The 14,654-nt window shown below is 67.9% G+C and carries 10 protein-coding genes; 5 read left to right on the forward strand and 5 right to left on the reverse strand.

Annotation, left to right across the window (positions count from 1 at the left end; translation table 11 throughout):
• Positions 1 to 102: 102 nt before the first annotated feature.
• The 3 genes from recC to HDG39_RS22330 are packed head-to-tail and all read left to right on the forward strand — an operon-like array spanning position 103 to position 9,313.
• On the forward strand, positions 103 to 3,495 hold the full coding sequence (gene recC / locus HDG39_RS22320; protein ID WP_184008705.1) for an exodeoxyribonuclease V subunit gamma: 3,393 nt from the start codon (positions 103 to 105) through the stop codon (positions 3,493 to 3,495).
• Entirely contained in the window at positions 3,492 to 7,217 is a 3,726-nt protein-coding gene (gene recB / locus HDG39_RS22325; RefSeq protein WP_184008707.1) for an exodeoxyribonuclease V subunit beta, read from the forward strand. Before recC ends, recB begins: the two co-directional genes overlap by 4 nt.
• Positions 7,214 to 9,313, forward strand: a complete 2,100-nt coding sequence (locus HDG39_RS22330; RefSeq protein WP_184008709.1) for an AAA family ATPase — start codon at positions 7,214 to 7,216, stop codon at positions 9,311 to 9,313. Before recB ends, HDG39_RS22330 begins: the two co-directional genes overlap by 4 nt.
• 55 nt (positions 9,314 to 9,368) lie before the next feature.
• On the opposite strand, the gene HDG39_RS22335 is transcribed toward HDG39_RS22330, so the two are convergent.
• Entirely contained in the window at positions 9,369 to 10,010 is a 642-nt protein-coding gene (locus HDG39_RS22335; protein ID WP_184008711.1) for a VC0807 family protein, read from the reverse strand.
• 186 nt (positions 10,011 to 10,196) lie between these two features.
• Between HDG39_RS22335 and arfB the strand changes: the two genes are divergently transcribed.
• Entirely contained in the window at positions 10,197 to 10,601 is a 405-nt protein-coding gene (gene arfB / locus HDG39_RS22340) for an alternative ribosome rescue aminoacyl-tRNA hydrolase ArfB (RefSeq protein ID WP_184008713.1), read from the forward strand.
• A gap of 12 nt (positions 10,602 to 10,613) precedes the next feature.
• On the opposite strand, the gene HDG39_RS22345 is transcribed toward arfB, so the two are convergent.
• Positions 10,614 to 11,909: an EAL domain-containing protein gene (locus HDG39_RS22345; protein WP_184008846.1), complete on the reverse strand. Its 1,296-nt coding sequence runs from the start codon at positions 11,907 to 11,909 to the stop codon at positions 10,614 to 10,616.
• Between the two features lie 626 nt (positions 11,910 to 12,535).
• Here HDG39_RS22345 and HDG39_RS22350 point away from each other — a divergent pair.
• A complete protein-coding gene (locus HDG39_RS22350) occupies positions 12,536 to 12,826 on the forward strand; it encodes a putative quinol monooxygenase (protein WP_018418372.1) in 291 nt (96 codons plus the stop codon).
• Positions 12,827 to 12,906: 80 nt separating this feature from the next.
• Here the strand turns inward: HDG39_RS22350 and HDG39_RS22355 are convergent, their stop codons facing one another.
• The 3 genes from HDG39_RS22355 to HDG39_RS22365 form a co-directional block, all read right to left on the reverse strand.
• On the reverse strand, positions 12,907 to 13,164 hold the full coding sequence (locus HDG39_RS22355; RefSeq protein ID WP_018418371.1) for a hypothetical protein: 258 nt from the start codon (positions 13,162 to 13,164) through the stop codon (positions 12,907 to 12,909).
• Positions 13,165 to 13,398: 234 nt separating this feature from the next.
• A complete protein-coding gene (locus HDG39_RS22360; protein ID WP_018418370.1) occupies positions 13,399 to 13,638 on the reverse strand; it encodes a hypothetical protein in 240 nt (79 codons plus the stop codon).
• 198 nt (positions 13,639 to 13,836) lie between these two features.
• Complete coding sequence (locus HDG39_RS22365) at positions 13,837 to 14,556, reverse strand: YdcF family protein (RefSeq protein ID WP_409259199.1); 720 nt, start codon at positions 14,554 to 14,556, stop codon at positions 13,837 to 13,839.
• Positions 14,557 to 14,654: the final 98 nt, after the last annotated feature.

Consider the following 14,654-nt stretch of genomic DNA (forward strand, 5'->3'; position numbering starts at 1 on the left):
TATGCCCTGGGGATGGGTTTGTTATGCTGTCGCTTCAATGTCCGCCGTGGCTCGCGCGCATCGCTCGCGGGCCATCAGCGTGCCAAATGTGATCTGGAATCCATGCTTCAGCTCTTCTACTCGAACCGCTACGAAACGCTGGTGGGCGCGCTGCTCGGCGACCTCGCGCAAGCGCCGTCCGACCCGTGGACCGCGCGGCCCGTGATCGTGCCGAGCGCGGCCGTGCGCCGGCGGCTCGAGCTCGATATCGCCGCGCGCCAGGGCATCTGCGCGAACGTTAATTTTGGTTATCTCGCGCAATGGCTGTGGGCGCAGATCGGCGGCGTGATCGAGGTACCGAAGCATTCGCCGTTCGCGCCGGACCGGCTCGTGTGGCGCTGCTACCGGCTGCTCGACGACTCGGACGAAGCGCTGCCGTGGAACGCATCGCCGCGTCTGCGCACCTATCTCGATGCGGCCGACGCGTCGATGCGCTACGAACTCGCGCGGCGCGTCGCGACCGTGCTCGATCACTATCTGACCTATCGCCCCGAATGGCTGCTGCAATGGCACAAGGGCGGCTCGATCTTCGCGAGCGGCGCGGCTGACGACACCGGTCCGCGTCTGACCGGTGCGAGCGACGCGGCGCGCGAGGACGAGCGCTGGCAGGCGGCGCTGTGGCGCGCGGTGCTCGCCGAGCTCGCGCAAGCCGGCGGTCATGCGCAAACATCCGCGGCCGCGCTGCCGCCCGCGTATCGGTTCCTCGATGAAATCGCCGCGCTCGATCTCGAGGCGATCTCGAACGCGCAATGGCCCGAGGCGGTCAGCGTGTTCGCGCTGCCGACCATGCCGCCGCTGCATATCGCGTTGCTGCGCGCGCTGTCGCGCTGGATCGACGTGCGTCTGTACGTAATGAACCCGTGCCGCGAGTTCTGGTTCGACGTGGTCAGCGAAGGGCGCGTGCAGGCACTCGACGCGGCGGGGCAACTCGACTATCAGGAAGTCGGTCATCCACTGCTCGCCGAATGGGGCCGCCAGACGCAGGCGCAGCTGCATATGCTGCACGAGCTGACCGAAAGCGCCGCATCGGCCGAGACCGGCGACTTCACCGAAAACCCGGAGCCGAGCTGGCTCGCCGCCGTGCAGAACGGCATCCTCGCTTTGCGCAATGAAGCCGATGCCGACGAGTTGCCTATCGAGCGCGGTATCGAGGTGCACGTCTGTCATAGCCTGTCCCGGCAGCTCGAAGTGCTGCACGATCGCCTGCTCGGCTGGTTCGACGAATTCGACGATCTGCAGCCGTCCGACGTGCTGGTCGCGGTGTCCGATCTCGCGGCGGCCGGCCCGCTGATCGATGCGGTGTTCGGCACCACGCCCGCCGGCGATACGCGCCGCATTCCGTACCGCATTACCGGCTTGCCGCCGTCGCAGGCCAATCCCGTCGCGCGTCTGTTGCTCGACTGGCTCGCGCTGCCCGAGCGCAGCGTCGGCGCGCCGGATCTGATCGAATGGCTGCGCGTCGACGCGGTCGCGGTGCGCTACGGCATCGTTGCGAATTCGCTCGAAGCCGCGCAGGAATGGCTCGCGGCCGCCGGCGCGCGGCGCGGGCTCGCGCCGCTCGAACCGGTCGGCGAGCACGTGCCGGTCGCGCGTCATACGTTCGCCGATGCGCTGACGCGCCTGTACCTCGGCTACGCGATGCCGGCAGGCGGCGAGCCGGTCGATGCGTGGCTGCCGGTCGAAGGCGCGGGCGGTTCGGATGCTGAACTGCTGGGCCGTCTGTCGCGTTTCGTCGACGACATCGACAGCTTCGCGGCGAGCTGCGCGATCGAGCGCACGCCGTCCGACTGGTCGCACCTGCTGCTCGAAACGCTCGGGCAGTGCTTCGACGGCGGCGTCGAGTTCGCCGATTCGCTCGCGGCCGTGCGCGACGCGCTCGATGCGATGAGCGCCGCGATGCAGGCCGGCGCGCATAATGTGTTGCTGCCGGCGTCGGTGGTGCGCACCGCGCTCACCGAAGCGCTCGACGACCCCGCGCGCGGCGGCGTGCCGTGGGGCAGCGTGACGTTTTCTTCGCTGACGAGCTTGCGCGGTTTGCCGTTCCGCGTGGTCTGCCTGCTCGGCATGGACGACGGAGTGTTGCCGTCGCTCGCGCGTGCCGACGAGTTCGATCTGATGGCCGCGTTCGGTAAGGCCGGCGATCGTCAGCGCCGCGACGACGAGCGCAATCTGTTCCTCGATCTGCTGCTCGCCGCGCGCGAGCGGCTCTTCATCGCCTACACCGGCCGCAGCATTCGCGATAACGCGCCGCTGCCGCCGGCCGCGCTCGTCGACGAACTGCTCGATCATCTCGCGCAGGTGTCGGCGGGCGAGGAGGCGAGCCCGGCCGAGATCGACACCGCGCGGCGCGAGTTCATCGTCGAGCATCCGTTGCAGGCGTTCGCGTCGGACTACTTCGCGGCGAAGCCCGACCTGTTCACCTACGACGCCGATCGCGCCGAACTGGCCACGCTGCTTGCCGAACCGCAGCATGCCGCCGCCACGCCGTTCTTCGATCAACCGCTGCCGCCGGAAGATATGCACGAGGTGGAGTTCGACGACTTCGTGCGCTTCTGGCGTCATCCGGCGCGCGCACTGCTGCGCGACCGGCTCGGAATCGCGTTGTCGGATGCGCAGGGCGAGTTGCTCGACACCGAGCCGTTCGATCTCGACTATGCGGGCCGCGACGCACTCGCCGAGCGCGTGCTGCCGGTGCTGCTAGACGCCGGCACCGACGACGAGGTGATGTATAGCCGCGTGCAGCGCATCGCCGAGGCGAGCCCCGAGTTGCCCGGCGGCGCGACCGGCGCGGTCTGGCGCGCGCGGGAGTTGTCCGCGCTGCGGCAGTTGGCGCAAAGCGTGCGGCGCGAGGTGGTCGCGGGCGTCGAGCGTTTGCCGTTCGTGCTCGACGTCTCGCCGCGCTGGCCGCAAGGCGGCGATGGCAACGACAGAGCCCTCTCCCTGTTTGGCGACTACGACGCGCTGTTGCTCGAGTCCGCCGAAACGCCGCTGCATTTGCGCGGCACGTTGAACCTGCTGACCGGAACGGGACAAGTGATCTTTCGTTATGCCAAAGCCAGCGCGCGCGACTATCTGTCCGCGTGGCTCGCGCATCTGGTCTATTGCGCGGCGCAGCCGGACGGCCCGCGCCGCACCGTATGGCACGGCAGGGGCGAGAGCTTCGAGCTCGCGCCCGTCGCGGCTCCGCTCGACGAACTCGCGCCGTTGGCTGCGCTCTTCAATGCCGGCCGCCGGCTGCCGCTGCGCTTCTTCCCGAAAAGCGCATGGGCGCGGCTCAGCGAAAGCGAATCGGCGGCGCAAGGCGTATGGGTCAACGACCGCGTGCGCGGCGAATCCGACGACCCCGCGTTGCGCATCGCGCTGCGCGGCACACCGCTCACGCTCGACGAACCGTTCGGCAGCCTCGCCGCGATCGTCTTCAAGCCACTGATCCAGCATTTGCGGAGCGCCTCATGAGCGACGCGCGGCGCCATCAAAGCCTCGCCGCCGACGAACTCGACGTGTTCGCATGTCCGCTCGACGGCGTGAACCAGATCGAAGCGTCGGCGGGCACCGGCAAGACGTGGAACATCTGCGCGCTGTACGTGCGGCTGCTGCTTGAAAAGAACCTGAACGCGGATCAGATTCTCGTCGTCACGTTCACGAAAGCGGCGACCGCGGAGCTGCACGAGCGCATACGCGGCCGTCTCGCGGAATTGCACCGCGCGATCGAGATGGACGACGACGGCGACGATCCGTTCATCCGCCGGCTGTTCGAAACGACGCTCGCGCCGGAGCGCGGTATCGAGCGCGAGGCTGCGTTGAAGGTCGTGCGGCGCGCGTTGCGCACGTTCGATCAGGCCGCGATCCACACGATCCACGCGTTCTGTCAGCGCGCATTGCAGGAAGCGCCGTTCGCCGCCGCGATGCCATTCGCGTTCGAGATGGAAGCCGACGACGCGGCGCTGCGTTTCGAACTCGCCGCCGATTTCTGGCGCGAGCAGGTCGAGCCGGTCGCGCATGCGCATCCGGCGTTCGCCGCGTGGCTGGTGGCCAAGCGCGCCGGTCCCGCGTCGCTCGACGAGCAGCTGGCCCGGCGCCTGAAAAAGCCACTCGCGCAATTGCGCTGGGGCAGCGTCGACGCGGCCGTCGCAAGCGCCAATCCGCAGGCCGGCTTCGATGTCGCGTGCGCGATCTGGCGGGCCGAACGCGACGCGATCGTCGCGCTACTGGCCGAGGCACAGGAGCGCCTGAGCAAGACCACGCACAAGCCCGATCACGTGAGCGCCGCGATCGCCGCGTGGACCGACTACTTCGCGCAGGGCGACTGCCATGCGCCGCCGCCGCGCGCCGCGCTGAAGCTGACGGCGTCGGCGTTGAAGAAGGCAACCAAGGTCAAGTTCGAGCCGCCCGCACATCCGTTCTTCGAGCATGCCGACGCGCTGGCCGCGGCCGTGGTCGCCGCCGAGGCCGCACAGCGCGCGCGCTGGCTCGCGCTGGTGCAGACATGGCTCGACTACGCGCCGGCCGAGTTGGTGGCGCGCAAGCGCACGCGCCGCGTTGTTTCGTTCGACGATCTGCTCGCGAATCTGTATCGCGCACTGGCCGCGCATGCCTGGCTCGCCGATGCATTGCGTAGCCGCTATCCGGCCGCGCTGATCGACGAGTTCCAGGACACCGATCCGCTGCAATTCACGATCTTCAGCCGCATCTTCGCGCCGGCGGGGCCGCTGTTCCTCGTCGGCGATCCGAAGCAGGCGATCTACAGTTTTCGCGCGGCGGATCTGCATACGTATCTCGCGGCGCGCGAGTCGGCGTCCGCGTGCTACACGCTCGCGGTCAACCAGCGTTCGACCGCACCGATCGTCGAGGCGTGCAACCGGATCTTCGAAGCGAACCGCCAGGCGTTCGTGCTCGACGGGCTCGACTATCAGCCAGTGCGTGCGGGCGAGCGGCGCCGCGCGCCGTTTACCGATCCTGACGCGAGCGGCGGCGATTTCCGCATCTGGACGTTGCCGCGCGGCGAAAGCCCGCTGGACAAACGCAGCGCGCAGCGCGCCGCGAGCGAAGCGTGCGCGGCCGAGATCGTGCGGCTTTTGCGAGGGGCGCGCGGAGGTGTCGTGACGATCGGCGACAAGCCGCTTGCACCGGGCGATATCGCCGTGCTCGTGCAGACGCACAAGCAGGGCAGCCTCGTCAAACGCGTGCTCGCGGCGTGGGGCGTCGGCAGCGTGGAGCTTGCGCAGGCGTCGGTGTTCGCGACGCTCGACGCCGAGCAGATCGAGCGCGTGCTGGCCGCCATCGACACGCCCGGCGATCTGCGTCGCCTGCGCGCCGCGCTCGCCACCGACTGGCTCGGGCTCGATGCCGCCGCGCTGTGGCGTCTCACGCAGGTCGCCGATGCGCCCGCGGCCGAGGCCGTTGACGAACCCGCGCCAGCGCTGGATCCCGCCGACGCGATGGGCTGGGTCGAGCGTTTTTCGCGCTACCGGATGCTGTGGCACGAACGCGGCTTCGCGGTGATGTGGCGCACGCTGATGCGCGAGCTGCGCGTCGCGCAGCGGCTCGTCGCGGGTGTCGACGGCGAGCGTCGGCTGACCAACGTGAACCATCTCGCCGAGCTCGTACAGGCGCGCGCGGCCACCCAGCCCGGCATCGCGCCTACCTTGCGCTGGCTCGCCGCGCAGCGCGAGCAGGGCGGCGGTGACGAGGCGCAACTGCGGCTCGAGTCGGATCGCAATCTCGTGCAGATCGTCACGGTCCATAAATCGAAGGGACTCGAATACGCGGTCGTGTTCTGTCCGTTTCTGAACGATGGCGGCTTGCGCGAGCCGCCATCGTCGGGCTTGCCCGATGCGCGCGAGTATCACGACGACAGCGGCGACGCCGTGCTGCACTACGGTTGCGACGAAGAGGAAGCCGAGCGCGCCTCGCGTTCCGCGGTGCGCGAGCAGGCGGCGGAACGCGCGCGGCTCGTCTATGTGGCGCTCACGCGCGCGGTGTATCGCTGCTATCTCGTCGCGGGCACGTATCTGTCGTCGCGCTCGACGAAGGAGTCGCGGCGCAGCGTGCTGAACTGGCTCGTCGGCGGCAGCGGTCACACGTTCGACGCATGGCTCGCCGAGCCGCCCGAAGAAGCCGCGCTCGCGGCGAGCTGGCAGGCGCTCGCGGGCGGACCGGTCACGTTGGGGGCGCTGCCCGAAGTGACGCGCCGCGTGCCGCTCGAAAGTCTGCGGGATCAGGGCGCACATCTGCACGCGCGCGCGAATCGGCGGCCGTTGCGCGATCAGTGGCGCATGGCGAGTTTCAGCGGCCTGATCGCGGCCGGCGGCAGGAGCGGGGATGCGCACGCGCACGCGCCGCAGGAAGACGTGCGGCCCGACCACGATGAAATCGCCGATGCGCTACCCTCCGCGCCGCTGCTCACGCCGCTCGCCGCGGCGAGCGCCCCGGCGCATGCCGACGACGACATCCTCGCGTTCCCGCGCGGAGCGGCGGCCGGCGATTGCCTGCATCGCATGTTCGAACTCGCCGATTTCACCGAGGCACGCACCTGGCCAGACGCGATCCGCGGCGCGCTGCGCGAGCGTCCGGCGCCGGCCGCGCCCGAGCTCGCCGCGCGCTTGCCCGCGATGATGCATCGGCTGATCGCCGACGTCGTCTCGACCGAACTCGTGCCGGGCATGACGCTCGCGCGGCTCGATCCGCGTCGGCGCCTGAACGAACTCGAGTTTCTGTTCGCGGCCCCGTCGCTGTATTTTCCGGCGCTGCGCGAGCTGCTGATCGAGTACGGCTATCCCGACGTCGCGCTGGAGCCCGGCGTGCTGCGCGGGTTCGTCAAAGGATTTATCGACATGATCGTGGAGCACGACGGCCGCTTCTGGATCGTCGACTGGAAGTCGAACCATCTCGGCGACACCGCCGCCGACTACGCGGCCGCGCCGCTCGAAGCGGCGATGGCGAGTCACGCGTACCACCTGCAGGCGCTGCTTTATACGGTCGCGTTGCATCGCTATCTGAAGACGCGCGTGCGCGACTATGCATATGACACGCATATCGGCGGCTACCTGTATCTGTTCGTGCGCGGCGTGCGGCCCGACTGGCGCGATGTCGACGGCGCCGCTGGTGTGCACAGGCGGCGTGCGCCGTTCGAACTGGTGGCGCTGCTCGACGCGGCGATGATCGGAGGTGGCGCATGAGCACGCCCGGCACGCTTGATGAGCGCGCGGCCGCGCCGCTCGGGCTCGAAGACATCGGCGTCAACCTGCCCGCGCCGGCCGATTTCAGCATCGCGCTCGCCGAAGGGTTCGCGCGCCGTATCGGCATGCTCGCGCGGCGCGGTGGCGCATCGACCGAGGTGGTGAGGTGGGCCGCGCGCGGCGCGTTCGCCGCGAGCCGCGCGACCGCCGAAGGGCACGTGTGCGTGCCGCTCCCGACGCTCGCGCGCCGCTTCGACGCGTCGAGCGCCGAAGTGCGCGCGGCGCTGCTCGCGAGCGGCATGGCAAGCGATGGCGCGGCGGACGCACCGGACGGAACGGATGCGGCGACGTTGCGGCCGCTCGTGATCGACGCTCAGGGGCGTCTTTATCTGGCGCGCTACTACGACTATGAGCGGCGCCTGGCCCACGCTCTGGTCGCGCATGCGACGGGCGAGGCGAGGTCCGCGAACGCCGGCGCCGACACCGCCCCCGCCGCTTTGCGCGAACGCCTGCTGCGCTACTTTGGCCCGTCGAAAGACGACGACGTCGACTGGCAGCGCGTCGCGGCCGTGATGGCGCTGTCGGGGCGGCTGACGATCGTCAGCGGCGGCCCGGGAACCGGCAAGACCACGACCGTGGTCGGAGTGCTCGCGTGTCTGCTCGATGCGCGCACCGATTTGCGCATCGCGCTGGCGGCGCCGACCGGCAAGGCGGCGCAACGGATGCAGGAAGCGTTGCTGGCGCGTGCGGGCGACCTGCCGCCCGAACTCGCCGCGCGTTTGCCGCAGACGTCGCACACGCTGCATCGATTGCTGGGGTCGGGGCCGGGCGGGCGCTTCCGGCATCATCGTGATAATCCGTTGCCGTATGACGTGGTCGTGATCGACGAGGCGTCGATGATCGACGTCGCGATGGCCACGCTTCTGCTCGACGCGATCGGGCCGCAAACGCGGCTCGTGATGCTCGGTGACAAGGACCAGCTCGCCGCGGTCGAAGCCGGCGCGGTGTTCGCCGAACTCAGCGCGCGGCCGACGTTGAGCGCGGGCGGATTGCGACGGGTCGCGCAGGCGCTCGACATCGACGAGGCGCGGCTCGCGCGGGCTTTGCCGCGGGCGTCGAGTGAGGTCGATGAAGCACCGTTGGACGATTTCTTTGTGCCACCCGAGGCACTGCAGACCTTCGAGCTACCCACGTCAGGCGATCTGTTCGGTGACAACGTGACCTCGGCGACGGACGAGCAGGCGGACCGCGATATGCGATCGGCGAACCAACGCAACCCGCTCGCGGACTGCGTCGTCTGGCTCGAGCGCAACTACCGGTTCGGCCTCGAGTCGCCGATCGGCCGTTTGTCCGTCGCGATTCGCAACGGCTCACCGAGCGCGGCGCTCGACGTATTGCAGATCGACCCGACCGAGGTCTGCGCCGCGGCGCTGCACGAGGACGCTCACACGACGCTGGCCGAGCGCACCACCGCAAGACTTGCCGGTGGCTTCGCGCCGTACGCCGACGCGCTTGCCAGGGCGCTCGCCGTCGATACGCCCGATCCGGTGCCGCTCTTCGACGCGCTCAACCGCTTCCGCATCCTCTGTGCGACGCGGCTCGGACCTCGCGGCGTCGATCAGGTCAACGCGGCGATGGCGGCTGAGGTGCGCCGCGCCGCGGGCGTCACGCTCGCGGTCGGCGCGCAGTGGTTTGCCGGACGTCCGGTGATGGTGACGCGCAACGATTACGCGCTGGGTCTGTTCAATGGCGACATCGGCATTGCGCTGCCGGGCGCGGGTGGCGCGCTGCGCGTGTACTTCCGCACCGGCGACGGCGGTGTGCGCGCGGTGTCGCCGGCCGCGCTGCCGCCGCACGACACCGCGTTCGCGCTGACGGTCCACAAGTCGCAAGGTTCGGAGTTCGAGCACGCGGTGCTGGTGCTGCCGTCGGCGTTCAGCCGGGTGTTGTCGCGTGAGCTCGTGTATACGGCGATTACTCGCGCGCGCGAACGCGTCGAGGTGATCGGCGCGCGGGCCGTGCTCGCGCAGGCGATCGCGACGCCGACGCAGCGTGATTCGGGGCTGGCCGCGCGGATTGCCGAAGCATCGCGTTGATCGCGCGACGGGAGGCAGAAAAAGCGAAGTGGCGGACTTGTGGTGCGAGCGGCGCTCAACCGGCAACCCCGCTCGCCCGCTCGATGGCCTCGACGCGGCTGCGCATCGTCCTGCGATACCACAGTGTCCACAGCGCGAGTCCCGCGTAGATGCCGTAGCCGATAAAGGGCGACACGACGAGGAAGCGTTCGATCGGCCACGTCAGCGCCATCCACGCGCGTAGCGCGGTTTCGGCGGTCAGCCCGATGCCCCACACGAGCGTCATGGTTCGCATCGCGGTGGCGAGACCGGGGCGCTCGCGCCATAGCGCCTCGAAATGCGCGGCGCCGCCTTCCATTTCGCGCGCGACCGTCGCGCGCGCGAGGTAGAAGATCAGCGGACGACGCATCGGCAGCGACAGCAGGAACACGACGCCGACCGCGCCGGACACCAGCGACTCGCGCAACAGCAGCATGCGCGGACTGCCCCCGAGCGCCATGGCCGCGACCGACAGCACGATGCCCGCCACCACCATCACGCTGAGCGCATCGACGCGCCTGAAGTGCGCGAGCTCGATCGCGCTCCACACGAGCGGCGGCACGGCGGATGCGATCAGCGCACCGGTCTCGCCGACACGCGGCAACGCGAGCCGGTAAGCAAGCCACGGCAGCAGAAAGTTGACGGCCAATTCGAGCACGAAACCAGGGCGGATTTTCATATGAATTTACGCCGTAAGCGAAAGAGCCAGTATCGATGAACCGGTTGGGCCGACGCAAATGGTTTTTGTAGCGTTCGCGAGCCGCTGCCGCCGAGCACTGCACCGTGCGCGCAGGCGCGGTCTGGCCACCTCGGGCATCTCGCGTCGAGCGCTTGTACACTGACGCATCTTCCTTCCCTACCACCAATGACATTCCGCTATCCGATCCCGCCCAACGAAATCGAATTGACCGCCGTGCGCGCGCAGGGGGCGGGTGGTCAGAACGTCAACAAGGTGTCGAGTGCGATCCATCTGCGTTTCGACGTGCGTGCCTCGTCGTTGCCGGAAGTGCTGAAGATGCGTCTGCTCGCGCTGTCCGACCACCGGCTCACGCGCGACGGCGTCGTGATCATCAAGGCGCAGGAGCATCGCACCCAGGAAATGAACCGCGCGGCGGCGCTCGCGCGGCTCGATCAACTGATCGAAAGCGTCAGCGTGACCCGCAAGCATCGCGTCGCGACGCGGCCGACCCGCGCGTCGAACCTGCGGCGGCTCGACAGCAAGGCCAGGCGCGGCGAGGTCAAGTCGGGGCGCGGCCGCGTGCAGGAGTAGCGGCGCGGGTCGCTAACGTCTGGCGCCGCGTCTGCCGGTGCGCACATCCGGCGGCGACGTCTCCGGCACGAAGTCGACGCACAGCACGTGCGTGCCGTCGCGCTCGAACGCGATCGCCGCGGTGTAGCAGTCCTGACCATCGGCGAGCGAATAATGCGGCCCCATCATCGCGACACGGCCCGGCGCTGCGAGCGCGTGCCGGAAATACGCGCGACGCGACCAGTTGCTGCGCGTCTCCGTATAGAGCGGCGCGAGCCGCTTCGGAGGCGGCGGGACCGACGCCGCCGTCACCGAAGGCTGGGTCTGCTCGCCCAGGCCGTCGGTGAGGAACACGCGGCGCGCTTCGGGCAGATGCCAGATCTTTTGCGCGGCCTGTTCGAGGTCACCGGTCGCCTTGTAGGTGTCGACGGCGGCCAGTACCGCTTCCGCGAAGCCCTCGAACCCGAGCCGCTGGTGGCCGGCGTGCGCACGCTCGTACTCGGCGAACTTGCTCCAGATCGACGCGACGAGCGCAGGCACCTTCGTGCAGGCGGCCAGCACGCTGCTCTTTGGCTGACCGAACCAGAACCCCTGTACGAAATCGACGTCGGCCTGCATCAGGATCATCAGCTCTTCATCGGTTTCGACGCCTTCGGCGAGCACGAGCGTGCCCGACTGATGCAGCATCGCGATCAGATGGCTGATCATCGATTCGTCGCCCTCGCGCTTGCCTGCGCGCGCGACGAGCGAGCGGTCGAGTTTGACGATGTCGGGGCGGAAGCGCCACACGCGATCGAAGTTCGAGAAGCCGGTGCCGAAGTCGTCGATTGCGATCAGAAAATCGCGCGGCTGCGAGGCGGCGAGCATGCTGGCGACGGCGGATTCATCGTCGGCGGGCTGCTCGAGCACTTCGATCACGATGCGCTCCTGCGGCAGCCCGAAATGCGCGGACAACTCGTCGATGAAAGCGCGCTGCGGCCAGCCGGTTTCGAACACCTGCGGGCGCGTGTTCAGAAATAGCCACCCGGTGCTGATGCCTTGCTCCATGAAGTTCGCCACATGCAGGCAGCGCGCGATGCGATCGAGTTCGCGCGCTTCGGCGGCCGAGCGCGTGCCGGAGAACAATACTTCGGGGGAGACGGGCAGACCGACGGGATCGAACGCGCGCAACAGTCCCTCGTACCCGACCACGCACTGATGCGTGACCGACAGCACCGGCTGGAACACGCTGTGCAATGTCAACGCGCGCCAGGTCGCGGTCCAGCCCGACTCGCCGCGGACCAGGTGCGGGAGCAGGCCGCTCACTGTCAATTCGCTGACGGATGGCATGGAAGCGGGCACGAGAGCTGACATGGGATCGTTGCGGCAAGGGAATGAAGGGGCACGCAAACCCATTCGGCACGCAGCGCTCGCACACCCGAAGCGCCGCCGGAACGAAACGAATGCGTCCCGCGAACACGGAGGGCGGTACCAGCCACGCTGGACTCCGGCGAATTGGTCAGAGTGAGTCTAGCAGTTTGCAGCGCGCGACAATGTGCGGGTTATCACAAACGCATGGGCGCGAAAATTGTCTGCAAAACGGCTGCCTACGGCCGTGCGGGAATCCGTTGCGGTAATGCGCCGGAGCGTCCCGCGCGCCTGCCACGCGCGAAACCGATTCTCAATCGCAATGAGTTGCCCTACCACGCCGAGGGTAGCAGGGCGCCCAGTGGTCGCCCGCCAAACTCCAGGCGCCGACGGTGCTCACATGCTGGTGCCTCTGTAGGCGCTGATGTGGCCAGTCGGGCGGCGGGCTTGTCACTGCTCTGCCGGGCGGATTCTGGCGCGACGTGACGGTGGTGCGGCATGGCGGGCAGAGGCGAGATTCGTGCGTCGCTATGCTGGCCGGCGCCCTCGCCGGCAGGTTCAGCGATCGGCGGGTATGCTGCTGATTTTTCGAAAATAGGAGATCGGGCATGGCGGAAATCGCGGTGGTTGCAATTTCGGTGGCGAAAGCGGGACATGAGGAGCGGTTGAGGGAGGCCCTCGAAGGCATCGTCGGACCGACGCGCAAAGAAGCGGGCGTGCTGCTGTACGACTTGCACCGCGACGTGCAGGAGCCGCGCCGGTTCGTGTTCATCGAGCGGTGGGAAAGCCAGGATGCGCTCGCGGCGCATGCGAAATCCGCGCATATCCAGGCTTATAAGAAGGCGGCTGCGGATTGGATCGAGCACGCGGAGATTCGCGTGGTGTCGAAGATCGCCTGAATTCGGGCTCGGGTCTCAGCGGCGCGCGGACACGCTGGACAGGTGAGGCGGCCCTGAGGCCGCCGGCGCGCCGTCAGCGATCAGTGGGTTGCTTGCGGGACATCGAGAATCAGGATGATGGTCCAGTCGGCGTCGCCTTCATGGTGATACTGGCGCTCCGCGACGATGAACGGCTGCTGCTTGCCAGCCGGGCCGAGAAACAGCACGTCGCCTTCCATCGGCAGGCATTCGACGGGCGGCAGTGCGAGGTACGCTTCCTGACCGCCACGCGGCATCAGTTTTTCGATCTTGCGAGATGCTGCTTCGGTCCATTCGATATCAAGCTGGATGTTGCTCATACTGTCCTCCGCACCAAGGTGCGCACGGGTTAGGGGATGCCGGCGGCTCGCCGGTCGGTGCGCGACTTTAGCATACAGAAAGCAGTGCGCCGGCGGCTTGCCAAGCCGGTGCGCGCTCGGAGTACCTTGCCAGCGGCGAGCGGGTCGCACAAATAAAAAAGCCGAAACCGGCGCTGCCAGCTTCGGCTTTTTCACCTTCACGACGAGGCCGCGAGGCGAGATCCGCGAAGTTGCTCAGGTGCCCGACGCGTCGGCACCCTTCTTCGGATGATGCGGAGCCATCTTGTGATGCTTGGCCGGCGCGGCGGGTGCGCTTCCCATCGACTGCTCGCGGTTTTGCAAATCTTGCGCACGCTGCTCGACGTCGGCGGCCTTCGCCGGATCGGTGCTCGTCGTGATGCCGTTGTCCTGCGCGTAAGCCGCGCCGGCTGCGGCACACAAGGAAACCAGGATCGCCATGGACACTTTCTTCATCGTTACCTCCGTAGAATGGTGGTGGACCCGAGTATTGCCTGTCCAGTGGAAAGACAATGCATTCTATCGAGCAAACTCTTCTCCAGCCGATGGCTTTGTAACCGTGCCCAACACTTGTTACGTTTTGTAATAGCTGGACGCTGGTTGAATAAACCGCGACGTCCTCAAGTGCGAGAGCGGAGCGGCCTACATCGTTCGTCAGAACCAGCCGATCGCGCGATACAGGTGAAACTGCGCGAGGCCGATTAGCTCATGCAACGCTATCTCCGCGGCCACGAGATTGGCGAAGCGCGGCAGCACGCCGATCCGCGCACGCCGCGCGCTCGAAATCTGCGGCTGCGGCTCGACGCCGAAGCGCTGAAAATCGAGCAGCGCACGCGGCATTTGATACGCGGAGGTGACGAGTATCAACGTGTCGTAATGTGATTGACCGACAATAACCGAGACGTTGCGCGCGTTCTCATAGGTCGTGCGGCTGCTTTGCTCGAGCACGATGTCCGAGCGCGCCACCTGCTGACGCAGCAGATAGGGCAGGTAGGTGTCGGCTTCGGTCGCGCTATGCCGCTGCGGATTGCCGCCGCTGACGATCACCCGGCACGTGCTCGCCGTGCGCTTGCAGGCCGCGTAGTTCTGCGCGCTGACCTCGATGCGCGAGAGTACGTCGCGCGGTGGCACCAGCACGTGGTCGTGGTCGTAGATCGTGCCGCCGCCGAGCAGGATGATCGCGGTGCGTGGCGCGAAGGTGGCGGCCGTGGCGCTCTGTCGTTGCGGCTGCGCCAGATCGAGCAGTGGCGCGGTCAGCCAGCCGGCCGCGAGCAGCCAGAACAGCGCGATCATGCAGACGATGAGCGGCCGGCGCGCACGTTTCCATAGCACGATTGCTGCAAAAAAAAGCGCTAATAAAGTGAATAGAATCAATTTAAATGGGGTAACGTATGTCTTTCGGGACAAATCCACGGGCCTGCCATCGCGCCGCGGCGGTTGCATCGTCGGTTCGTGGAGAGAACGCTAACATG

This window comes from Paraburkholderia lebeckiae (assembly GCF_014201005.1).
In the GTDB taxonomy this organism is placed as follows: Bacteria; Pseudomonadota; Gammaproteobacteria; order Burkholderiales; family Burkholderiaceae; genus Paraburkholderia; species Paraburkholderia tuberum.